The sequence below is a fragment of the Rhodococcus sp. SORGH_AS_0301 genome (assembly GCF_030818285.1).
Lineage (GTDB): Bacteria > Actinomycetota > Actinomycetes > Mycobacteriales > Mycobacteriaceae > Rhodococcoides.
Window position 1 is genome coordinate 1,679,212 of the sequence record NZ_JAUTAC010000002.1, and the last position, 21,689, is coordinate 1,700,900.

General features: G+C 69.4%; 24 protein-coding genes and 4 tRNA genes. 21 read left to right on the forward strand and 7 right to left on the reverse strand.

What is annotated here, in order from left to right:
- Complete coding sequence (locus QE397_RS08555; protein WP_081821184.1) at positions 1–765, reverse strand: pyrimidine reductase family protein; 765 nt, start codon at positions 763–765, stop codon at positions 1–3.
- Between the two features lie 25 nt (positions 766–790).
- Here QE397_RS08555 and zapE point away from each other — a divergent pair, with 25 nt between their 5' ends.
- Entirely contained in the window at positions 791–1,801 is a 1,011-nt protein-coding gene (gene zapE, locus QE397_RS08560) for a cell division protein ZapE (protein ID WP_027505213.1), read from the forward strand.
- A gap of 22 nt (positions 1,802–1,823) precedes the next feature.
- Here zapE and QE397_RS08565 read toward each other — a convergent pair whose 3' ends face one another.
- Together QE397_RS08565 and QE397_RS08570 are read right to left on the reverse strand one after the other, a co-directional pair.
- Positions 1,824–2,360 (reverse strand): GNAT family N-acetyltransferase, encoded by a 537-nt coding sequence (locus QE397_RS08565; protein WP_307092853.1) that lies wholly within the window; start codon positions 2,358–2,360, stop codon positions 1,824–1,826.
- Positions 2,361–2,363: 3 nt separating this feature from the next.
- Positions 2,364–2,660 (reverse strand): hypothetical protein, encoded by a 297-nt coding sequence (locus QE397_RS08570; RefSeq protein ID WP_162246766.1) that lies wholly within the window; start codon positions 2,658–2,660, stop codon positions 2,364–2,366.
- Between the two features lie 204 nt (positions 2,661–2,864).
- Here QE397_RS08570 and QE397_RS08575 point away from each other — a divergent pair, with 204 nt between their 5' ends.
- Positions 2,865–3,107: a hypothetical protein gene (locus QE397_RS08575; RefSeq protein ID WP_162246765.1), complete on the forward strand. Its 243-nt coding sequence runs from the start codon at positions 2,865–2,867 to the stop codon at positions 3,105–3,107.
- 46 nt (positions 3,108–3,153) lie between these two features.
- On the opposite strand, the gene QE397_RS08580 is transcribed toward QE397_RS08575, so the two are convergent.
- From QE397_RS08580 to QE397_RS08590, 3 genes are all read right to left on the reverse strand, one after another.
- Positions 3,154–3,228: transfer RNA gene (locus QE397_RS08580), tRNA-Val, on the reverse strand.
- Positions 3,229–3,249: 21 nt separating this feature from the next.
- Positions 3,250–3,320: transfer RNA gene (locus tag QE397_RS08585), tRNA-Cys, on the reverse strand.
- Positions 3,321–3,370: 50 nt separating this feature from the next.
- A tRNA-Gly gene (locus tag QE397_RS08590) sits at positions 3,371–3,443 on the reverse strand.
- A gap of 236 nt (positions 3,444–3,679) precedes the next feature.
- Between QE397_RS08590 and QE397_RS08595 the strand changes: the two genes are divergently transcribed.
- From QE397_RS08595 to pdxS, 10 genes are all read left to right on the forward strand, one after another.
- Positions 3,680–3,751: transfer RNA gene (locus tag QE397_RS08595), tRNA-Val, on the forward strand.
- Between the two features lie 228 nt (positions 3,752–3,979).
- The gene (locus QE397_RS08600; protein ID WP_231476284.1) at positions 3,980–4,339 is read left to right on the forward strand and encodes a TIGR02611 family protein; all 360 of its coding nucleotides are present in this window, start codon (positions 3,980–3,982) and stop codon (positions 4,337–4,339) included.
- A complete protein-coding gene (locus tag QE397_RS08605) occupies positions 4,318–5,073 on the forward strand; it encodes a (2Fe-2S)-binding protein (RefSeq protein ID WP_307092856.1) in 756 nt (251 codons plus the stop codon). The genes QE397_RS08600 and QE397_RS08605 overlap by 22 nt, the downstream gene beginning before the upstream one ends.
- Before the next feature lie 137 nt (positions 5,074–5,210).
- Positions 5,211–7,274 (forward strand): threonine--tRNA ligase, encoded by a 2,064-nt coding sequence (gene thrS, locus QE397_RS08610; protein ID WP_222637802.1) that lies wholly within the window; start codon positions 5,211–5,213, stop codon positions 7,272–7,274.
- Positions 7,271–7,831 (forward strand): HIT domain-containing protein, encoded by a 561-nt coding sequence (locus QE397_RS08615; RefSeq protein ID WP_027505217.1) that lies wholly within the window; start codon positions 7,271–7,273, stop codon positions 7,829–7,831. The genes thrS and QE397_RS08615 overlap by 4 nt, the downstream gene beginning before the upstream one ends.
- A 7-nt stretch (positions 7,832–7,838) precedes the next feature.
- Entirely contained in the window at positions 7,839–8,522 is a 684-nt protein-coding gene (pgsA, locus tag QE397_RS08620) for a phosphatidylinositol phosphate synthase (RefSeq protein WP_307092859.1), read from the forward strand.
- Complete coding sequence (locus QE397_RS08625) at positions 8,519–9,433, forward strand: phosphatidylinositol mannoside acyltransferase (RefSeq protein ID WP_307092861.1); 915 nt, start codon at positions 8,519–8,521, stop codon at positions 9,431–9,433. Before pgsA ends, QE397_RS08625 begins: the two co-directional genes overlap by 4 nt.
- Complete coding sequence (locus QE397_RS08630; RefSeq protein ID WP_027505220.1) at positions 9,430–10,554, forward strand: glycosyltransferase family 4 protein; 1,125 nt, start codon at positions 9,430–9,432, stop codon at positions 10,552–10,554. Before QE397_RS08625 ends, QE397_RS08630 begins: the two co-directional genes overlap by 4 nt.
- Positions 10,554–11,570, forward strand: coding sequence for an NUDIX domain-containing protein (locus tag QE397_RS08635; RefSeq protein WP_307092863.1), 1,017 nt, complete (start codon positions 10,554–10,556; stop codon positions 11,568–11,570). Before QE397_RS08630 ends, QE397_RS08635 begins: the two co-directional genes overlap by 1 nt.
- Before the next feature lie 96 nt (positions 11,571–11,666).
- Positions 11,667–12,602, forward strand: coding sequence for a pyridoxal 5'-phosphate synthase lyase subunit PdxS (gene pdxS, locus QE397_RS08640; RefSeq protein WP_051613209.1), 936 nt, complete (start codon positions 11,667–11,669; stop codon positions 12,600–12,602).
- Positions 12,603–12,632: 30 nt separating this feature from the next.
- Here pdxS and QE397_RS08645 read toward each other — a convergent pair whose 3' ends face one another.
- Positions 12,633–13,244, reverse strand: coding sequence for a hypothetical protein (locus QE397_RS08645; protein ID WP_197027759.1), 612 nt, complete (start codon positions 13,242–13,244; stop codon positions 12,633–12,635).
- A gap of 135 nt (positions 13,245–13,379) precedes the next feature.
- On the opposite strand from QE397_RS08645, the gene QE397_RS08650 reads away from it, so the two are divergent.
- The 9 genes from QE397_RS08650 to secF all read left to right on the forward strand — a co-directional run bounded on the left by QE397_RS08650 (position 13,380) and on the right by secF (position 21,688).
- Positions 13,380–14,231: an acyl-CoA thioesterase II gene (locus QE397_RS08650; RefSeq protein ID WP_027505223.1), complete on the forward strand. Its 852-nt coding sequence runs from the start codon at positions 13,380–13,382 to the stop codon at positions 14,229–14,231.
- Positions 14,228–14,851 carry a pyridoxal 5'-phosphate synthase glutaminase subunit PdxT gene (gene pdxT, locus QE397_RS08655; RefSeq protein WP_027505224.1) on the forward strand — a complete coding sequence of 208 codons (624 nt, stop codon included), beginning with the start codon at positions 14,228–14,230 and terminating at the stop codon, positions 14,849–14,851. Before QE397_RS08650 ends, pdxT begins: the two co-directional genes overlap by 4 nt.
- A gap of 41 nt (positions 14,852–14,892) precedes the next feature.
- Positions 14,893–15,648, forward strand: coding sequence for a YebC/PmpR family DNA-binding transcriptional regulator (locus QE397_RS08660; protein WP_027505225.1), 756 nt, complete (start codon positions 14,893–14,895; stop codon positions 15,646–15,648).
- A 107-nt stretch (positions 15,649–15,755) separates the two neighbouring features.
- Positions 15,756–16,352, forward strand: a complete 597-nt coding sequence (ruvC, locus tag QE397_RS08665) for a crossover junction endodeoxyribonuclease RuvC (RefSeq protein ID WP_027505226.1) — start codon at positions 15,756–15,758, stop codon at positions 16,350–16,352.
- Positions 16,349–16,951, forward strand: a complete 603-nt coding sequence (gene ruvA / locus QE397_RS08670; protein ID WP_307092866.1) for a Holliday junction branch migration protein RuvA — start codon at positions 16,349–16,351, stop codon at positions 16,949–16,951. The genes ruvC and ruvA overlap by 4 nt, the downstream gene beginning before the upstream one ends.
- Positions 16,952–16,992: 41 nt before the next feature.
- A complete protein-coding gene (gene ruvB / locus QE397_RS08675) occupies positions 16,993–18,030 on the forward strand; it encodes a Holliday junction branch migration DNA helicase RuvB (RefSeq protein ID WP_056445240.1) in 1,038 nt (345 codons plus the stop codon).
- Positions 18,031–18,143: 113 nt separating this feature from the next.
- The gene (gene yajC / locus QE397_RS08680) at positions 18,144–18,548 is read left to right on the forward strand and encodes a preprotein translocase subunit YajC (RefSeq protein WP_081821185.1); all 405 of its coding nucleotides are present in this window, start codon (positions 18,144–18,146) and stop codon (positions 18,546–18,548) included.
- Positions 18,549–18,730: 182 nt separating this feature from the next.
- Positions 18,731–20,476: a protein translocase subunit SecD gene (gene secD / locus QE397_RS08685; RefSeq protein WP_051613210.1), complete on the forward strand. Its 1,746-nt coding sequence runs from the start codon at positions 18,731–18,733 to the stop codon at positions 20,474–20,476.
- Between the two features lie 3 nt (positions 20,477–20,479).
- The gene (secF, locus tag QE397_RS08690) at positions 20,480–21,688 is read left to right on the forward strand and encodes a protein translocase subunit SecF (protein WP_373425219.1); all 1,209 of its coding nucleotides are present in this window, start codon (positions 20,480–20,482) and stop codon (positions 21,686–21,688) included.
- Position 21,689 lies beyond the last annotated feature (1 nt).

Genomic DNA, 21,689 nt, shown 5'->3' on the forward strand with positions numbered 1-21,689 from the left:
TCAGCGTGCCATCTCGCGCGCGCGCACCCAGCGCACCAGGATGGTCCCGTCGTCGTCGAGCAGGATGTGGCCCGGGGTCATCGGGCGGTCGACGGCGGCATCGGACGTCGCCATCCGGCCCGAGGTCCCGGCGCTGAGGGTGGGCGAGGTGGTCACGCAGACCTCGTCGACGACATCCGCGGCGAGAAGCGACCCGAAGAGTCCGGGCCCGCCCTCGCACAGCACTCGCTGCAGGCCGAGGTCCTGCAGCAGCGCGACCACGACGTCGCCGGTGAGGTCGCCGTCGGCGCGGACGACGGTGAGCCCGGCGTCGCGCAGTGCCTGCACCTTGTCCTCGGGCGCGTGCGAGGTGGTCAGCACGATCGGCGGCACCTCCGCGCCCGTCACCACCGTCGACTCGGGATCGACGCTCGCGGATCCGGTCACCACGACGATCGGAGGGACCTCGCTCTGACCCCGCGCGGTGCGCGCGGCGCGCACCGCGTCGGACACCTCGACACCGCCGTAGTTCTCTGCCGTGACGGTGCCCGAACCCACCAGGACGGCGTCGGCGAGCGAGCGGAGCTCGCCGAAGACCGCCTTGTCAGCAGGGGTCCCCAGTCCACCGGACACCCCGTCCTGCGACACCGCACCGTCGATGCCCGCCACGAAGTTGACGCGGATCCAGGGGGAGTGGAGCTCGGCCGGATACGCGTAGAGATCGGTGAGATCGTCGTCGGTCACTGTGAGGTAGGTCCCATTATCGATACGCTGCACAAAAGCCATCACACCACGTCGTTAACCTCGTCCCATGCCACAACGCCTCGTCGACCGCGATCCCGTGGTGCCCGCCGACCAGCTGATCGCCCAGATGGTGCCGCCGGCGATGTTCGACGACGTGAGTTTCGCGTCCTACATCCCGGACCCGAACGAGCCGACGCAGGCAGAGGCCGTGCGCAAGGCGGAGGAGTTCGCCGGCAAGGTCGCGAAGATCCGGTCGGGCGGGAAGCGCGGTCTGTTCGGCAAGAAGACGCCGGCCTCCGGCGCAGGTCTGTACCTCGACGGTGGGTTCGGCGTCGGCAAGACCCACCTGCTGGCGTCGATCTTCCACGCGTCGCCGGAGCCCAAGGCGTTCGGCACCTTCGTCGAGTTGACCCACGTCGTCGGAGCTCTCGGATTCACGAAGGCGCTCGACGAGCTGTCCGGGCACAGCGTGCTGTGCATCGACGAGTTCGAGCTCGACGATCCGGGCGACACGATGTTGGTGTCTCGGTTGCTCACCGAGTTGGCCGCCAAGGGCGTCTCCATCGTCGCGACGTCCAACACGCTGCCCGGCCAGTTGGGCGAGGGTCGCTTCGCCGCTCAGGACTTCCTGCGTGAGATCAAGAAGCTCGGCTCGATCTTCGAGTCCATTCGTGTCGACGGTCCCGACTACCGGCACCGCGACCTGCCCCCGGCTCCGGACCCGATCGGCGCGGACCAGATCGAAGCCGCCGCGGCGGCCGTCGAGGGATCGACGCTCGACGACTTCGACGCGCTGGTGAAGCATCTGAGCACCCTGCACCCGTCGCGCTACGGGAAGTTGATCGAGGGTGTCACGGCCGTCTTCATCGAGAACGTCCACGCGGCACCCGACCAGTCCGTGGCGCTGCGCCTCGTCGTGCTGGCCGACCGCCTGTACGACGCGGGTACGCCGGTCACCGTGTCGGGTGCGAAGCTCGACGAGCTCTTCACCGAGGAGATGCTCCAGGGCGGATACCGGAAGAAGTACCTGCGCGCGACGTCGCGTCTGCTGGCGCTCTCGCGCTTCGCCTCCGTCTGAGTCGCTGCCGTCCGAGTCGGCGTCAGGTGAGGTCGCGCTGCATGACGAAGTCCTCGTGCAGCACGGCTCCCAGCGCGAAACGCTTCTCTCCCAGCTGCCGGAAACCGCTGCGCCGATAGAACGCCAGCGCGCGGGCGTTCTGCTGGTTCACTCCGAGCCACAGCGCGCTGCGTCCGAGCCGTCGAGCCTCGTCCGCGGCCGACTCCATCAGTGCTGCAGCAACTCCCGTGCCGTGGGCGGCGGGGTCGCTGTACATCTTGCTCACCTCCACGGCGTCCGTGGCCGTGAGGGCGCTCGACACGTCCGGGTCGGTCGACGCCGACAGGATCAGCATCGTGTACCCGACCAGTGCCGTGCCCTGCGGAGCGACCCGCACGATGCGCTCGTCGTCGTCGAGGTAGGTGCGGAACGCCGACTCCGACAGCACGGTCGCCACGAAATGGTCGATGTCCTCCTGCAGCGTTCCGGGTGGACACGCCAGGGGGAAGGTCCGTCCCGCCAGATCGGCGAGGGCCGGCACGTCGGCGTCCGTGGCGCGTCTCGTGGGCTGTGTCGCCACCCGTCAGGCCGATCGAGGGTGGGCGGCGTGGGGGCGGTCCGTCGCCTCCACGGCGTCCACCACGTTCTTCGCTTGTCGCAGAGGCATTCCCGTGCGATCGCGCAGCAGCGACATCGCCTGCGCCGGCTTGCGCGCGTGCACCAGAGCGGCCACGGCGGTGTGAGTCTCGGCGTCGACGGGATGACGGTCGACGGTCTCCGTCCGTGCGGCGGCGGTGCGGTGTCGCAGCGCGAACCAGGTGACGACGACGGCGAGATCGATGACCACGAGAGCCACGACGAACCAACCCCAGGTAGGCATGAGGCAAGTCAATCACCCTGCGCCGGACGCACACGGCGATTCGGGTGATCGGCGGGCGATCGCCGTTGTGTCTTCTCACTCCCGACGTCCGAGACGTGTCGTTCACGACACCGGACGATCGGGTAGGCGGAGGATGAACCGCGAACGGACAAACGACGGCGCAGGGTCACGACGCCGCAGCGTGGCGACGACGAGAGGATCGACATGAGCGAACAGATGACGGTGCAGTACTTCACGGGTCGCGTGGACCGGGTCAAGGCAGCGGTTCAGAAGGCCGTCGACGAGGCGGGCGCGTACGGCAGCGATCAGCTGGTGGCGGATTTCGAGTGGATCCAGTACGCCCACGATCACGTGCACGTGACGACGCGCGACGAGGTGGACTACGTCGACGACGAGACGACGACGCGGCACCTCGACGAGCTGTTCGAGCGGTACCGAGTGGGATGAGGCGGAATGCACGAAGCCCCCGTCCGAGGACGGGGGCTTCGTGTGGTGGTGCGCGATACTGGGATTGAACCAGTGACCTCTTCCGTGTCAGGGAAGCGCTCTCCCGCTGAGCTAATCGCGCGGGACCCGGTGACGGGTGACGAGGTGGAGACGGGAATCGAACCCGTGTGCACGGCTTTGCAGGCCGTTGCCTCACCACTCGGCCACTCCACCGTGGTGACGAGAACCCCGGCTCGTGAGAACCGGGGGACTCGATACCCTCGAGCGGACGACGGGATTCGAACCCGCGACCCCAACCTTGGCAAGGTTGTGCGCTACCAGCTGCGCCACGTCCGCACACTCCTCGGTGGCGTTTCCGCCTCCGTGGTGCGGTTCGAAACATTAGCCCACGTCGGCCGGAAGTCACAAATCCGCTGTTCACACCGTGTTTCCCTGCCGTCACTCCTGTCACGACCGCCGCAGGGTCGGTCGGCCGCAGCGGTGGCCGGCGCGGGTCGGGGTCCGTGTTGGGAGCACCCTCGGGGACGTGTTAACGTTTCCCCTCGTTCGGACGGCGTGCTCGCACGCGGCCCGGTCCCGTGGCTCAGTGGAAGAGCGTCCCGTTCACACCGGGAAGGTCGCTGGTTCGATCCCAGCCGGGACCACAGAGAAGACGACAGGCCCTCGCTGCAGCGGGGGCCTTTCGCCGTTCCGAGGTCGGTGTCCCCGGGTATGGTGACCTGGTGAGTACCGACAAGGCCCCCGCAGACAGGGTCCTCCCCGCAGAGCGCGCAGCGACTGCCGACCCGTCCGCGGCGACGGACTCCGGATCGCGCGAGCGCGGCAGCCGCGGGCGCGAGGAGCGCAGCCGGTACCGCGAGTGGCGTGACGGCATCGCCTCGCGCCCGACCGTGGATCGTGCGTACCGCATCGCGGTGGCCGCGGTGGGAACCGTCGTCCTCGCCCTCGGCATCGTCGCCATCCCGTATCCCGGTCCCGGATGGCTCATCGTCTTCGCCGGTCTCGGCATCCTCGCCTCGGAGTTCGCGTGGGCCAAGACCGTCCTGCACTGGGTGCGGGCCCGGTACGACACGTTCATGGAGTGGTTCGGTCGGCAGAACATCGTCGTCAAGGGACTCGGCGCACTGTTGACCACCGTGGTCGTGCTCGCCACGCTGTGGCTGCTCGGCGCCCTCGAGCTGGTCGCCGGTTGGGTGGGCCTGGACTGGGCGTGGCTGCAGAGCCCACTCTGACCGCCGCGGACGTCGTCACGCGCACCGCGAAGGCGCTGCCGTGGACCGCGAACCTCATGGTGGTCCCGCCCGGGGACGGCTGGGACATCCCCGATTCAGCGCTGCTGGACGTCGCACTGGCTCGGTCCGCCGCGCGGTGGCCCGACGTCTCGGACACCACGTGCGCGACGCTGTGGTGGTACGGCTCCAGCTCGACGCTCGCACTGGTCCTCGGCGCTCAGATGCTCGTCACCGGGCACTGCGTCGACCCGACGGCTCCCGATGCGGTGGTGGCCATCGGCGACACCGGGACCGTTGCCGCACTGACGTCGCCCACGGTGGCGACGTCGGCGGGCACAGTCGTGGCGGACCTGGTCGAGCGCCTGGTCGGGGGGCTCGCACAGCGCGTGCCGGGGCTGTCCGCACCGAGCCTGTGGGCGATCGCCTCGGACTCCGTGGCCAACCGGGTGCTCGACGTGGCCTCCGCACTCGGACGCGTGGCCGACGCCACCGCGATGGCGCGGCTCCTCACGTCGCAGGCTCGGACGCACCGGTTCCCCGAACCGCGTTTCGTGGACGTGACTGCGGACGCGATCGTCACACCGGCGACTGCGAGTGCGCCGGATGCGCACTCTCGCCGTGTCGTCCGTCGTGGATCGTGCTGTCTGGTCTTCGAGGCCGGGGTCGACATGTGCGTCAGCTGTCCGCGTCGCATCCCCGAGGACAGAGCCCGACGGTGGTCGGCGCTTCTCTGACGCGCCAGGCGTTCGGGCGAGGTGTCTGCCGCGTCCCCGATGCCGATACGCTGTGCACGACACCCGACCCACACCTGTCGCCGCCGCCCCACCCGGGCGGCACCGACCCACGTCCGTAGGAGCGCATCACCGTGAGCATGCCCGATTCCGCTGTCCTCGCACCTCGCATCAGCGTGGCCGCAGGGACGACCGCCGGAACGGCGCTGCGCGACACCGGCCTTCCCAACAAGGGGCCGGACGCCATCGTGGTGGTCCGGGACGAGGAGGGTCGACTCCGCGACCTGTCGTGGGCGCCCGAGGCGGACACCGAGGTCGAGCCCGTGCGCGCCGACAGCGAGGACGGCCGTAGCGTCATCCGCCACTCGGCCGCGCACGTGCTGGCCCAGGCGGTCCAGGAGATGTTCCCGAACGCGAAGCTGGGCATCGGCCCGCCCATCGAGAACGGCTTCTACTACGACTTCGACGTGGAGAACCCGTTCACTCCGGAGGACCTGACCAAGCTCGAGAAGAAGATGAAGCAGATCATCAAGAGTGGTCAGCGGTTCTCGCGGCGCGTCTACGACTCCCTCGACGCCGCCAAGGCCGAGCTGGCCGACGAGCCGTACAAGCTCGAACTCGTCGACGACAAGGGCTCGGTCGACGATCCCGAGGTCATGGAGGTGGGCGGGGGAGAGCTCACCGCCTACGACAACCTGAACCCGCGGACCGGCGATCGCGAGTGGGGCGATCTGTGCCGCGGACCGCACGTGCCCACCACCAAGTACATCCCGGCGTTCAAGCTCACCCGCAGCTCGGCCGCGTACTGGCGCGGCGATCAGTCGAAGGCCGATCTACAGCGCGTGTACGGCACCGCCTGGGAGTCGCAGGAGGCGCTCGACGCGTACCTCGAGCTCCTCGCGGAGGCCGAGCGTCGCGATCACCGCAAGCTGGGGTCGGAGCTCGACCTGTTCAGCTTCCCCGACGAGTTGGGATCCGGCCTGCCGGTCTTCCACCCCAAGGGTGGCATCGTGCGCAAGGAGCTCGAGGACTACTCGCGCCAGCGCCATGTCGAGCAGGGCTACGAGTTCGTCTACTCACCGCACATCACCAAGAGCACGCTGTACGAGGTCTCCGGTCACCTCGACTGGTACAAGGACGGCATGTTCCCCGCGATGCATCTCGACGCGGAACTCGCCGAGGACGGCACGGTGCGCAAGCCCGGCCAGGACTACTACCTGAAGCCGATGAACTGCCCGATGCACAACCTGATCTTCGACTCCCGCGGCCGCTCGTACCGCGAACTTCCGTTGCGGCTGTTCGAGTTCGGGTCGGTCTACCGCTACGAGAAGTCGGGCGTCATCCATGGTCTGACCCGTGTGCGCGGTATGACGCAGGACGACGCTCATATCTACTGCACTCGCGAGCAGATGCACGAGGAGCTCACGAACACGCTGAACTTCGTGCTCGGACTCTTGAAGGACTACGGCCTCGACGACTTCTATCTCGAGCTCTCCACCCGTAACCCCGACAAGTCCGTCGGCTCCGACGAGGTGTGGGAGGAGGCCACCGCCACCCTCGCCGAGGTCGCCGCGGCCTCCGGGCTGCACCTCGTTCCCGATCCGGGCGGCGCCGCGTTCTACGGACCCAAGATCTCGGTGCAGGCGAAGGACGCGCTCGGCCGGACATGGCAGATGTCGACCATTCAGCTCGACTTCAACCTGCCCGATCGTTTCGGCCTCGAGTACACCGGTAGCGACGGTGTGAAGACGCGCCCCGTCATGATCCACCGCGCACTGTTCGGTTCCATCGAACGCTTCTTCGGTGTGCTGACCGAGCACTACGCGGGTGCCTTCCCGGCGTGGCTCGCCCCCGTGCAGGTGGTGGGCATCCCCGTCGCCGAGGCATACGCGGACCACCTCTTCGGTGTGATCGCTGCGCTGCGGAAGGCGGGCATCCGCGCCGAGGTCGACGCCAGTGACGACCGCATGCAGAAGAAGATCCGCAACCACACCACGCAGAAGGTGCCGTTCATGCTGCTGGCCGGGCAGAACGACGCGGATGCCGGTGCGGTGAGCTTCCGCTTCCGCGACGGCACCCAGATCAACGGTGTCCCCGTCGACGACGCGGTCACGGCGGTCGCCTCCTGGGTGGCGCAGCGCCGCAACGAGTCCCCGACGGCGGACACCTTCGACACCATCCCCGGCGGGAGTGACGGAGCATGAGCGAGGACGACGCCACCGCCGACGCGGGAGCCATCGTGGACACCGGGACGGGTGACGAGGACCGCCTTCAGCGGCTCTGGTCGCCGCACCGGATGTCCTACATCGCGACAGCTCCGAAGGTCGACGACAAGATGGCGTCGGAGCCGTTCACCCAGATTCCCACGCTGGAGGACGAGGACGGGCTCATCGTCGCGCGCGGAGAGCACGTGTACGCGGTGCTGAATCTCTACCCGTACAACCCGGGTCACCTGATGGTGGTGCCGTACCGCAAGGTGGCCGACCTCGAGGACCTCACGGACGAGGAGAGCGTGGAGCTGATGCGATTCACGCAGCACGCGATCCGCACGATGAAGCGGGTCTCACGCCCGCACGGGTTCAACGTCGGGCTCAATCTCGGTGCGCCCGCAGGCGGTTCGCTCGCCGAGCACCTGCACCAGCACGTCGTACCGCGGTGGGGCGGTGACGCCAACTTCATCACCGTCATCGGCGGTGCGAAGGTCATGCCGCAACTCCTCCGAGACACTCGCGCGTTGCTCGCCGCCGCGTGGAAGGACTGACTCCGTCGTGCTGAGCATCTTCGGTAGGGCATCGGCGTCCAAGGTCACCGCGCCGTTGGGCCGCGCCCTCAACAGCACGGGTCTCACGCCGGACTCGGTCACCATCATCGGCACCGTCGCGAGCGTCGTCGCCGCGATCACACTGTTCCCCACTGACCATCTGTTCATCGGCACGCTGGTGATCTGGCTGTTCGTCATGTTCGACATGCTCGACGGTGCGATGGCACGTGCGCGGGGCGGCGGCAGCAAGTACGGCGCCGTGCTCGATGCGACGTGCGACCGCGTGGCCGACGGCGCCATCTTCGCCGGGTTGTCGTGGTGGGCGGTCTTCCACCAGAACGATCGGCCGCTGTTCGTCGCGATGCTCGTGTGTCTGGTGACGTCGCAAGTCATCTCCTACGCCAAGGCCCGTGCCGAGGCGAGCGGACTGTCCGCAGACGGTGGCCTGATCGAACGTCCGGACCGCCTGGTGATCGTCCTCGTCGGATCCGGGCTCACCGGCATCGGCCAACTCGCCGATCTCACCTGGCTGCAGTTCGCTCTGCCCGTCGCGACGTACTTCCTGGCCGCGGCGAGCATCGTCACGGTGTTCCAGCGTGTACTGGCCGTCCGCAACTCCGCCGGTGCCCGCGACATCATTCCGATCCAGCCGAAGGCCAACCGGATCGAGCCGGACAGCACGGCTGGATGAGTCTGTCGGAGCGGCTCGGCGCCGCGGGATACATCGCCGGATGGCGGGTCGTCCGGGCGCTGCCCGACGGCGTCGCGACCCGACTCTTCGACGCCGGCGCCGACCTCGCCGCGCGCCGCAACGGTGGACCGGAGCAGCTGCGCCGCAACCTCGCCCGCGTGCTGGGCACCACCGCGGACGCGGTACCGGACGACCTCGTGCAGGCGTCGGCGCGCTCCTACGCGCGGTACTGGCGCGAGGCGTTCCGGTTGCCGTCCATGGATCTCGCGGCCCAGGCCGCGGCCATCGACGACACCGTCGTCGGCCAGGAACATCTGGACGCGGCGTTGGCGTCCGGCCGCGGCGCCGTGCTCGCGCTCCCGCACAGCGGGAACTGGGACATGGCGGGCGTCTGGCTCACGCGCACCCGCGGCCAGTTCACGACGGTGGCCGAACGGCTGAAGCCGGAGTCGCTCTACCAACGCTTCGTCGCGTACCGCGAGTCCCTCGGGTTCGAGATCTTCCCGCTGAGCGGCGGCGAACGCCCGCCGTTCGAGCAACTCTCCGAGCGCCTGCGAGACGGAAAGGTCGTGTGCCTCCTCGGTGAGCGCGACCTCGCCCGCCACGGGGTGCCCGTCACGTTCTTCGGGGAGCCGACCCGCATGCCGGCCGGGCCCGCGCGTCTCGCGATCGACACCGGTGCGGCTCTGCTCCCGGTGCACTGCTGGTTCACCCCCACCGGCTGGGGTTTCTCGATCGAGCCCCCGATCGACGTCTCCGCCGGCGTCGAGCAGGCCACCCAGTCGCTCGCCGACCACTTCGCCGCCAACATCGCCGCGCATCCGGCCGACTGGCACATGTTGCAGCCGCTGTGGTGGGACGACCTCTCGCAGGGCCGGCGTGACCGCATGACCGGTGAGGCCGACCGGTGAAGATCGGCATCGTCTGCCCGTACTCGTTCGACGTCCCGGGTGGCGTGCAGGCGCACGTCGCGGAACTGGCCGAGGTACTGATCCAGCGCGGTCACCGTGTCAGCGTCCTGGCCCCGGCGAGCGACGAGACGGCGCTGCCCGACTTCGTCGTCTCGACGGGCAAGGCCCTGAGCTTCCCGTACAACGGCTCTGTGGCGCGCCTGGCGTTCGGTCCGGTGACCTACACCCGCATCCGGGCATGGATCGAGAAGGGCGAGTTCGAGGTCCTGCACATCCACGAGCCGAACGCGCCCAGTCTGTCGATGCTGTCGCTGAAGATCGCGGACGGTCCGATCGTGGCCACGTTCCACGCCTCGACCACGAAGTCGTTGCTGCTGAGCACCTTCCAGGGTGTGCTGCGCCCGTATCACGAAAAGATCGCCGGGCGCATCGCCGTCTCGGAGCTGGCGCGACGGTGGCAGGTGGAGGCTCTGGGGTCCGATGCGGTGGAGATCCCCAACGGGGTCCACGTCCCCGCGTTCGCGACGGCGCCCCTGCTGCCCGGGTATCCCCGGCCGGGCCGGACGCTGGTGTTCATCGGCCGCTACGACGAGCCCCGCAAGGGCATGCAGACCCTGCTGGCCGCGCTCCGGCCCATCGCCGCGGTGTTCCCGGACATCGAGGTGCTGGTCGTGGGCCGCGGCGACGAGCAGAAGTTGTGCCGAGAGGCCGGCGATCTGGCGAAGCACTTCCGCTTCCTCGGCCAGACGACGGACGCCGAGAAGGCGTCGGCACTGCGCAGCGCCGACATCTACTGTGCTCCGAACACCGGCGGCGAGAGCTTCGGCATCGTGCTGGTGGAGGCCATGGCTGCGGGCGCGCCCGTGGTCGCGAGCAACCTGGACGCGTTCCGCCGCGTGCTGCGGGACGGCACGGCCGGTGTGCTCTTCCCGGTGGGCGATTCCGAGGCCATGGCGGACGCGGTGATCCGCGTGCTGTCGAACGACGACGAGCGGGCCGACCTGGTGCGTCAGGCGAGCCGCGCCGCCGTGTCCTACGACTGGCCGGTCGTCGCGGAGCAGATCGTCCGGGTGTACGAAGCGGTCGCGGTGGCCGGTCGCACGGTGAAGGTGATCGACTGATGACGTTCTGGGTGGCCGCCGCCGTCGTGGTCGTGGCACTGCTGGTCCTGCTCCTCGGCCTCTGGGCGTACTCGACGGCGCACCGTCTCGACCGACTGCACGTGCGTTCGGACCGGTCCTGGCAGTCCCTCGAGGCCGCCCTGGCCCGTCGGTCGGTGGTGACCCGTGCGGTCGCCGCCGCCCTGGACGCGCCGGGATCGGTGGAGAGCCGCACCCTGACGACGCTCGCGGATCGGGCGGAACGGGCGGAGCGCGCCGACCGGGAGCGCGCCGAGAACGCGGTGTCCGTCGCGCTCGGCCGCATCGACCTCGCCCGGCTGAACCCGCAGATGATCTCCGAACTCGCCGACGCGGAGGCGCGGGTGCAGATCGCCCGGCGGTTCCACAACGACGCGGTCCGCGACACCGTCGCACTGCGATCGCGTCGACCCGTCCGCCTGCTCCGACTCGGCGGGACGGCCGCGATGCCGACCTACTTCGAGCTCTCCGAGAGCGAGGCGACCCTCGAGGAGGTCGAGGGCGCGTCGACCCGGACCTCGGCGCGGGTCGTGCTGCTCGACGGGCGCGGCCGCGTGCTGCTGCTGCGGGGTCACGATCCGTCGGTGCCCGACGTGCACTTCTGGTTCACCATCGGTGGGGGCGTCGAGGTGGGGGAGACCCTGCGCGACGCCGCCGTTCGCGAACTGCGCGAGGAGACCGGCATGGTCGCCTCGTCGGAGGACCTGCGCGGGCCCATGTGGCGTCGGACCGCGACGTTCTCCTTCGACGGCGTCGTGATCCGGTCGGAGGAGCTGTTCTTCGCTCTCCGCGCCGAGGCGTTCGAGCCGGTGCGCACGGGCTTCACGGAGCTCGAGCGACGCGTCGTCACCGGACATCGCTGGTGCACGGCGGACGAGATCCGGTCACTGGCCGCCTCGGGCGACGCGGTCTATCCGCGCGCGATGGCGGAGCTGCTCGACGAGGCGGACACGGTGCTGGCTCTCCGCACCGATCCGGACGTGCGCGCCATCCACTGACCTGGTGTGGTGGCAGCCATAGCGGGCCAGTGCGGTCGAAGTGGTTATCGCGACGAGGTCCAGCCGAGCCTAGGCTCGCGGTGCACACATTCCCGCATGCCTGAGGAGATCACCGTGACCACCACCCTCCCGTCCGAGCAGGACGCCACTCCGTCCACCGGAACCGCCCGCGTCAAGCGCGGTATGGCAGAGATGCTCAAGGGTGGCGTCATCATGGACGTGGTCACCGCCGAGCAGGCGAAGATCGCCGAGCAGTCCGGCGCCGTCGCCGTCATGGCTCTCGAGCGGGTGCCCGCGGACATCCGCGCACAGGGCGGCGTCTCGCGGATGAGCGATCCCGACATGATCGACAGCATCATCTCCTCGGTCAGCATCCCCGTCATGGCGAAGGCGCGCATCGGCCACTTCGTCGAGGCACAGATCCTGCAGAGCCTCGGCGTCGACTACGTCGACGAGTCCGAGGTGCTGACCCCCGCCGACTACGCGAACCACATCGACAAGTGGAAGTTCACGGTTCCCTTCGTCTGTGGTGCGACCAACCTCGGCGAGGCGCTGCGCCGGATCACCGAGGGCGCGGCCATGATCCGCTCGAAGGGCGAGGCCGGCACCGGTGACGTGTCCAACGCGACCACGCACATGCGCACCCTGCGTGACCAGATCCGCCACCTGACGTCGCTGCCCGAGGACGAGCTGTACGTCGCCGCGAAGGAGCTGCAGGCTCCCTACGATCTCGTCGTCGAGGTCGCCCGCGCGGGCAAGCTCCCCGTCACCCTGTTCACCGCCGGTGGCATCGCCACCCCGGCGGACGCCGCGATGATGATGCAGCTCGGTGCCGAGGGTGTCTTCGTCGGGTCCGGCATCTTCAAGTCCGGCAACCCCGAGCAGCGCGCCGCCGCCATCGTCAAGGCGACCACCTTCTTCGACGACCCGGACGTGCTGGCCAAGGTCTCCCGCGGCCTGGGCGAGGCCATGGTCGGCATCAACGTCGACGAGATCCCGCAGCCGCACCGCCTCGCCGAGCGCGGCTGGTGATCTGACACCACCTCCGGTCTGCGGGGGTGGTCAGCGCTCGACGAGCAGGGCCGGGCGGTCGGGGTGGTCCATCCGCACCTCGACGTCCGCCCGTTCGCCGTGCTCCGCGTGCGCCGTCAGGGCAGGCACCGTCCAGCGCTCGTCCTCCGGGGTGAGGCGCGACGCGGTGCGCTCGGTGAGCGTCAGCGCCACCGTGACGTCGAGATCGAGGCCACGCCCCAGCAGCATGGGGCCCGCGACGACCACCACCTGATTCTGCGCCGCCGTTCGCGGCCGAGCGCGAGCGGAGCGATCGGACCGCTCGTCCCACAGCGCGGGCAACCACTGATCGCGCGTGCGCACGGCCGTGATCACCTCGCGCGTCAGTGCGTCGTAGTCGAACCACAGGGTGCGGTAGGAGAGTTCGTCCTCGTGCCCGTACTCGAGTCGCAGCGACGCGGGCCGCACCCAGTCGTGCAGGGAGACGAGATCGGCGGCGCGGCCGTCCGCGCGGAGCCGGGCCACGACGCGCTGAGCGAAGGCCACCGGATCGGCGGCGTCCGCACCGTCGACGGCCACGACACACCGTCCGTCGACGGCGTCGATGCGGTCCACGACGTGGTCCACCACCGCGTCGGGAGTGGTGGGGGAGAAGCGGGGCACGGCCTCGATCCTGCCCGACGCGCCGCCTCCGCCCCCCGCGAGTACGGCCGAAGTGTCGTTCCGGGTCCCGATTCTGCGACACTTCTGCCGTACTCGCGGGGCAGGTCCCGTCTGTCCCGACCGGAAAGGGTGATCATGGCCGGAATCGAAGAGATCCTCGAGCTCGAGCGCATCGAGAACGACATCTATCGGGGGAGTTCCGTCCCGAGTCAGCTGCAGCGCACGTTCGGCGGCCAGGTCGCCGGGCAGTCGTTGGTGTCCGCGGCGAAGACGGTGGATCCCGCGTTCCGCGTGCACTCGCTGCACGGATACTTCCTGCGTCCCGGAAACCCGAACGAGCCCACCGTCTTCACGGTCGACCGCATCCGCGACGGTCGGTCGTTCGCCACGCGTCGGGTCACGGGCATCCAGGACGGCAAGGCGATCTTCACGATGTCGGCGTCGTTCCACGTGGAGGACGAGGGCATCGAGCATCAGGACCGGATGCCGGCGGTGGTGGGTCCGGAGGACCTCCCCGACGTCGCCGAGGACGAGGCGTTGCGGCAGAAGATGTTCTACAAGGAGTGGAACCGGTGGGACGTGCGGCTCGTCCCGCAGGACCGCATCACCCGGAGCTCCAGTCTTGCTGCTCAGCAACAGGTGTGGATCCGTTACCGCGATCCGCTGCCGGACGACCAGGTCTTCCACGTGTGCGCTCTGGCGTACATGTCGGACATGACGCTGCTGGGTTCGGCGAAGGTCCCGCACGAGGACGTCGCCACGCAGACCGCGTCGCTCGATCACGCGTTGTGGTTCCTGCGCCCGTTCCGTGCGGACGAGTGGTTGCTGTACGACCAGACGTCGCCCTCCGCAGGCCTCGGCCGCGCGTTGACCCAGGGACGGATCTACGACCGTCAGGGCCGGATGGTCGCGGCCGTCACGCAGGAGGGTCTGATGCGCTACGACCGCTCGGCGCAGCACACGCCGGGCCTCGAGACGTCACGGTGACAGCTCCGACCATCGGAGTGCTCGCGCTGCAGGGTGACGTGCGAGAGCATCTCGAGGCGCTCACTGCCGCCGGTGCGAGCGCGGTGACGGTGCGCCGTCCCGAGGAACTCGACGCCGTCGACGGTCTGGTGCTGCCCGGCGGCGAGTCGACCACGATGGGGAAGCTGCTGCGGATCTTCGATCTCCTCGATCCGCTCCGCGAGCGCCTCGCCGCCGGTATGCCCGCCTACGGGTCCTGCGCCGGCATGATCCTGCTGGCCTCCGACATCCTGGACACCACCCCGGATGCCGTGCATCTCGACGGCCTCGACATCACGGTGCGGCGCAACGCCTTCGGTCGTCAGGTCGACTCCTTCGAGACCGACCTCGACGTCGCTCGGGTGGGCGGCGAGCCGATGCGTGCCGTGTTCATCCGGGCGCCGTGGGTCGAGCGGGTCGGCGACGGAGTCGAGGTGTTGGCCACCGTCCCGGAGGGTCCCGCGGCGGGCCGCGTCGTCGCCGTGCGGCAGGGCGACGTGCTCGCGACGTCGTTCCACCCCGAGGTCACGGGGGACCGCCGGGTCCACGCCCTGTTCGCCGACATGGTGCGGGAGCGAAGGACCTCGTCCACGCCCGCGTAAGATGGGCACGTTCTCTGCCGGTACGAAAGGGGCTATTGCCGATGAGCGGCCACTCCAAATGGGCGACCACGAAGCACAAGAAGGCTGTCGTCGACGCCCGCCGATCGAAGTCCTTCGCCAAGTTGGTGAAGAACATCGAGGTCGCCGCGCGCACGGGTGGTGGTGACCCCGTCGGTAACCCCACGTTGTACGACGCCATCCAGAAGGCGAAGAAGACCTCGGTCCCCAACGACAACATCGAGCGTGCGCGCAAGCGCGGCGCCGGTGAGGAAGCGGGCGGCGCCGACTGGCAGACCATCATGTACGAGGGCTACGGGCCCAACGGTGTCGCCGTCCTGATCGAGTGCCTCACCGACAACCGCAACCGCGCGGCCGGCGAGGTCCGCGTCGCGATGACTCGCAACGGCGGCAACATGGCCGACCCGGGTTCCGTGTCCTACCTGTTCTCGCGCAAGGGCGTCGTCACGCTGGAGAAGAACGGCCAGTCCGAGGACGACGTCCTCATGGCCGTGCTCGACGCCGGCGCCGAGGAGGTCAACGACAACGGGGACACCTTCGAGGTGGTCTCGGAGCCGACCGACCTCGTCGCCGTGCGCACCGCGCTGCAGGAGGCGGGCATCGACTACGACTCCGCCGAGGCCAGCTTCCAGCCGTCCGTCAGTGTGCCCGTCGACGTCGACGGAGCGCGCAAGGTGTTCAAGCTGATCGACGCGCTCGAGGACAGCGACGACGTGCAGAACGTGTGGTCCAACGTCGATCTGTCCGACGAGGTGCTCGCGCAGCTCGACGAGGACTGACTCCAGCGCGCCGCCCACACTCGTCACCGACTCGCCGCTAAGGTATCGAACAACAGTTCTACGTGTTCGAAGGTCCGGAGCGGCCGAATCCGGTGAGGGAGTGGGCGTTGCGTGTCATGGGAGTCGACCCCGGGCTGACCCGGTGTGGACTGAGCCTGGTCGAGTCCGGCGCAGGCAGAGCGGTCACGGCGCTCGACGTCGACGTGGTGCGGACGCCGGCCGACATGGAGTTGGCGCAGCGACTTCTCCTGATCGCCGAATCCGCCGAGTACTGGCTGGACACCCACCGGCCCACGGTGGTCGCCGTCGAGCGGGTGTTCTCCCAGAACAACGTGCGCACCGCGATGGGCACCGCGCAGGCCGGGGGAGTGATCGCCCTCGCGGCCGCCCGGCGCGGTATCCCGGTCGCCTTCCACACCCCGTCCGAGGTCAAGGCCGCGGTCACCGGGAACGGCACCGCGGACAAGGCTCAGGTGACGGCCATGGTGACCCGCATTCTCGGCATGCAGCAGGCCCCCCGCCCCGCCGACGCCGCCGATGCTCTCGCCCTGGCGATCTGTCACTGCTGGCGGGCACCCATGATGGCGCGGATGGCCGCCGCCGAGGCGCAGGCGGCCGCGGCGAAGGCCGCGTACGAGAAGAAACTGAAGCAGCAGCGCGCGGCCGTGCGGGCCGCCGCGAGGACGGGAGCGCAGCCGCGATGATCAGCTCGGTACGGGGCGAGGTGCTCGAGATCGCCCTCGACCACGCGGTGGTGGAAGCGGCAGGCATCGGCTACCGCGTCAACGCGACGCCGGCGACGTTGGCCGGGCTCTCTCGCGGAACCGAGGCGCGCCTGGTCATCTCGATGATCGTGCGCGAGGACTCCATGACGCTGTACGGCTTCGCGGACGCTACGTCGCGCGATCTCTTCGGTCTGCTCCAGACGGTCTCCGGCGTCGGTCCCCGGCTCGCCATGGCCGTGCTCGCCGTCCTCGAACCCGACGCGCTGCGCACCGCGCTGACCGACGGCAACGTCACGGCCCTGATGCGGGTACCGGGTATCGGCAAGCGCGGCGCCGAGCGTCTCGTGGTCGAACTGCGCGACAAGGTGGACGCGGTGGTGTCCGGTCCGGCCGGTGTCGCCGCACCCGGCCACTCGTCGGGCCCGGTGCGTGATCAGGTGGTCGAGGCGCTGCTCGGCCTCGGGTTCCCGGCCAAGCAGGCCGAGCCCGCCGTCGATGCCGTGCTGGCAGACGACCCCGCCGTCGAAACGGCGCAGGCTCTGCGCTCGGCCCTGGTGAGCCTGGGCAGGTCGCGGTGACGGACCCGGACGGCACGGACGACTCACTGGTCACCGCCGAGATGGTGCCGGACGACGGCGATCTCGATGCGAGTCTGCGGCCGAAGTCGCTCGACGACTTCATCGGTCAGCCCCGCGTGCGGGAGCAACTGCAGCTCGTCCTGCAGGGCGCGACGCAACGCGGCGGAACACCGGACCACATCCTGCTGTCCGGTCCGCCCGGACTCGGCAAGACCAGCATGGCGATGATCATCGCGGGGGAGCTGAACTCGGCGCTGCGCCTGACGTCCGGGCCGGCCCTCGAACGAGCGGGAGACCTCGCGGCGATGCTGAGCAACCTCGTCGAGGGTGACGTGCTGTTCATCGACGAGATACACCGCATCGCGCGGCCGGCCGAGGAGATGCTGTACCTGGCGATGGAAGACTTCCGCGTCGACGTGGTCGTCGGTAAGGGGCCGGGCGCCACCTCGATTCCGCTCGACGTCGCACCGTTCACGCTCGTCGGTGCCACCACCCGGTCCGGCGCCCTCACCGGCCCGCTGCGCGACCGCTTCGGCTTCACCGCGCACATGGACTTCTACGACCCCCGCGAACTGCAGCGCATCCTGACGCGGTCGGCGGGAATCCTCGGAGTGCGCATCGAGGCGGATGCCGCCGCGGAGATCGCGGGACGATCGCGCGGCACACCCCGCATCGCCAACCGCCTGCTGCGCCGGGTGCGGGACTACGCCGAGGTGCGTGCCGACGGCCGCGTGACACTCGAGGTCGCCCGGGCGGCGCTCGAGGTCTACGACGTGGACGAGCTCGGCCTCGATCGCCTCGACCGGGCCGTGCTCGGCGCACTCGTCCGCAGCTTCGGCGGCGGGCCCGTGGGGGTCTCGACGCTCGCGGTCGCGGTCGGGGAGGAACCGGCCACCGTGGAGGAGGTGTGCGAGCCCTACCTCGTCCGCGCGGGCATGATCGCGCGGACGCCGCGCGGTCGGGTGGCCACGGCCGCCGCGTGGGAACGGATGGGTCTCACACCCCCGCCGGATCTCGCGGTCGGCGGCATCTCGGTGCGGACGAACGAGCCGCAACGCACGCTCTTCGACGAGACCTGAGCCGGTGGATCCGGACGATTCCGGCGTTTCGGGCGGTCGACACGCCCGATTGCCCGACCGAACGTGGCACACTGAAAGTTCCGAGTCCCAAGATCTAAGGATTGACGTTTCTGATGGAACTGCTGTTTCCGCTTCTCGTTCTCGCCCTGCTCGTGCCCATGTTTCTCGGCATCCGCCGCCAGAAGCGTGAGGTGGCCAAGACGGTCGAGCTGCAGGAAGCGCTGTCCATCGGCGATCGCGTCCTGACCACGTCCGGGCTGCACGGCCTCGTCGACGGACTCACCGAGACCACCGTCGACCTGGAGATCGCTCCCGGCATCATCACCACCTGGTCGCGTGCCGTCGTGCGCGACGTGCTGCCCGACGAGGACGAGCTGGACGAGTCGGCTGCGGAGAACGCCGCTCCGACCAGCGACTTCGAGGACCACAGCGACGCCGGATCGCGCGTCGACAGTTTGGAGAACGGCCTCGGCGGAGCGGACGACGGCCGATCGCAGGCACGACTCACCAAGGAGTGAGACAAAGCGGATACACCGCCCCCGAGGTCGTCCTCGGGGGCGGTGCGTCGTTGTGGAGAGGGTACGGTCGGTCAGGCTCCGGCCGTCCGTGACGCCCGCCGCCGCCGCGCTCCACCCCCGTCCGACCAGCAGCAGGTCCGTCTCCTCCAGCCGGTCCGTCTCACTCAGGAGAAGCACTCACCGTGGCCCCATCCAGCGGATCCTCGTATCCGGTGCGGTATCTCGCCGTGTTCGGCGTCTTCATCGCCCTCGTGTACGTCCTGGTCTTTTTCACCGGTGACAAGTCCCCGACTCCCAAGCTGGGCATCGACCTGCAGGGTGGAACACGCGTCACGCTCACCGCGCGCACGCCCGACGGCAGCGCCCCGAGCCAGGAGAGCCTGCGTCAGGCGCAGCAGATCATCGAGACCCGCGTCAACGGTCTCGGTGTCTCCGGCTCCGAGGTGGTCGTCGACGGTCAGAACCTGGTCATCACGGTTCCCGGCGACGACAGCTCGCAGGCCCGCACACTCGGTCAGACGGCCCGGCTGTACATCCGCCCCGTGCTGACGTCCCAGGCCCCCACTCCGGCGGGCACTCCCGCTCCCGCGGCGACCGACCCCGCTGCCGACCCCGCGGCTGCCGACCCTGCGGCCACCACGGCTCCGGCGACACCGGCGCCGCAGAACCGCCCCTTCCCGGCGCAGGACCCCACGGACACCCCCGCCCCGTCCGAGACACCCGCGCCGTCCGACACCTCCGCCTCCGAGCCCGGTGCCGCCCCGCCCGCGTCGTCGGCGGACGAGACCGCCGACGCGATCGCCGAGGCGAAGGCGCAGCGGCAGAGCACCGACCCGACAGTGCAGCAGCAGGCCATGGCCACGATCGACTGCTCCGCGCCCGACCCCCTGCAGGGCAACGACGATCCGGCCCTGCCGCTCGTCGCCTGCTCCACGGACGGCACCGCGGTCTACATCCTCGAGCCGTCGATCATCGACGGACAGCAGATCGCCGACGCCAGCTCGCAGTTCGACACCCAGCAGTCCCGCAACGTCGTCTCCCTCAGCTTCACCACCGAGGGTGGCAACACCTGGGCTCAGTTCACGTCGGCGAACATCGGCAAGCAGGCCGCGTTCACCCTCGACTCCAAGGTCGTCAGCGCACCGGTCATCCAGGGCGCGACCCCCGCGGGCAGCGCCACGCAGATCACCGGCAATTTCACCGCTGACAGTGCCCGCGAGCTCGCCAACACGCTGAAGTACGGATCGCTGCCGTTGTCGTTCGCCGCCTCCGAGGCGGAGACAGTGTCGGCGACGCTGGGACTCGCGTCGCTCGAGGCAGGCCTGATCGCCGGCGCCATCGGCCTCGTGTTCGTCCTCATCTACTGCCTCCTCTACTACCGCATGCTCGGCATCCTCACAGCGCTGTCGCTGGTGCTGTCGCTGGTCGCCATCTACGGGATCCTCGTCCTGCTCGGTCGATGGATCTCGTTCACGCTCGATCTCGCCGGCATCGCCGGTCTGATCATCGGTATCGGTATGACCGCCGACTCGTTCGTGGTGTTCTTCGAGCGCATCAAGGACGAGATACGCGAGGGTCGCAGCTTCCGCTCGGCGGTTCCGCGTGGTTGGGCCCGTGCGCGGCGCACCATCCTGTCCGGCAACGCGGTGAGCTTCATCGCGGCGGCGGTGCTGTACGTGCTCGCCGTCGGTCAGGTGCGCGGCTTCGCGTTCACGCTCGGCCTGTCGACCCTGCTGGACATCGTCATCGTGATCCTCGTGACGTGGCCACTGGTCAACCTCGCCTCGCGGTCCGAGTTCTGGTCCAAGCCGTCGATCAACGGTCTCGGTGCGGTCCAGGAGATCGCCCGCGCGCGCAAACGCGCTGCCGCCGCCAAGACCACCCGCGATGCTGCTACCGCGGCAGCCGGCCCGAGCAAGGAGGCCTGACCCGTGGCCGAGACGACCACCACCACCGAGGACACCGTTCCCGACGCACCCGAGGCCGGTCGCGGACTCCTGTCGCGGCTCTACACGGGCACCGGCGCGTTCGACATCATCGGACGCCGTCGCCTCTGGTACGGCGTCACCGCGGCCTTCGTGCTGGTGTCGTTGCTGTCGATCGCGGTCCGCGGCTTCACGCTCGGTATCGATTTCGAGGGCGGCACGCGCGTGCAGTTCCCGGCTCCGCAGGGCGTCGACACCGCGCAGGTCGAGGAGATCTACACCGACACCCTCGGTCAGGACGCCGTCGCCGTCCAGACCGTGGGCACCGGATCCGGCGCCACCGTGCAGATCCGCTCCGAGTCGCTGGACCAGGGGCAGGCGTCCGCGCTGCAGACGGCCCTGTTCGACGCGTTCCAGCCCGCCAACGCGGAGGGTGAGACCACGCGCGATGCGGTCTCTTTCACCGACGTCAGTGAGACCTGGGGTTCCCAGATCACCGACAAGGCGCTGATCGCGCTCGTGGTGTTCCTGGTGATCGTCAGCATCTACATCGCCGTCCGGTACGAGCGGGACATGGCGCTCGCCGGTATCGCGGCCCTGTTCTTCGACATCCTCGTCACGGCGGGTGTCTACTCGCTGGTCGGGTTCGAGGTCACTCCGGCGACCGTCATCGGACTGCTGACCATTCTGGGCTTCTCGCTGTACGACTCCGTGGTGGTGTTCGACAAGGTCGAGGAGAACACCCGCGGCATCCTGCACCTCAACAGGCGCACCTATGCCGAGCAGGCCAACCTCGCGGTGAACCAGACGCTGATGCGCTCGATCAACACCACCGTCATCAGCGTGCTCCCTGTCATCGCCCTCATCGTCATCGCGGTCTGGTTGCTGGGTGTGGGGACGTTGAAGGATCTCGCACTGGTCCAGCTCGTCGGCATCGTCATCGGCGCCTACTCGTCGATCTTCTTCGCGACCCCGCTGGTGGTCACGCTGAAGGAACGGTGGGGCCCGGTCGCGGCGCACACGAAGAAGGTGCTCGCGAAGCGCGAGGGCACCACGTGTCCGCGCGCCGAGAGCGCGGTTCCGGCCGGCGCCACGGGCACGGCGACCGCCACGGCAACGGCAACGGGTGCTCCGGCCAAGACCGCACGCACTGCGGCCGCGGCGCCTCGCGCAGGCGCGCGCCCGACGGGTAAGCGCGGCAAGCGGAGGAGCTGAC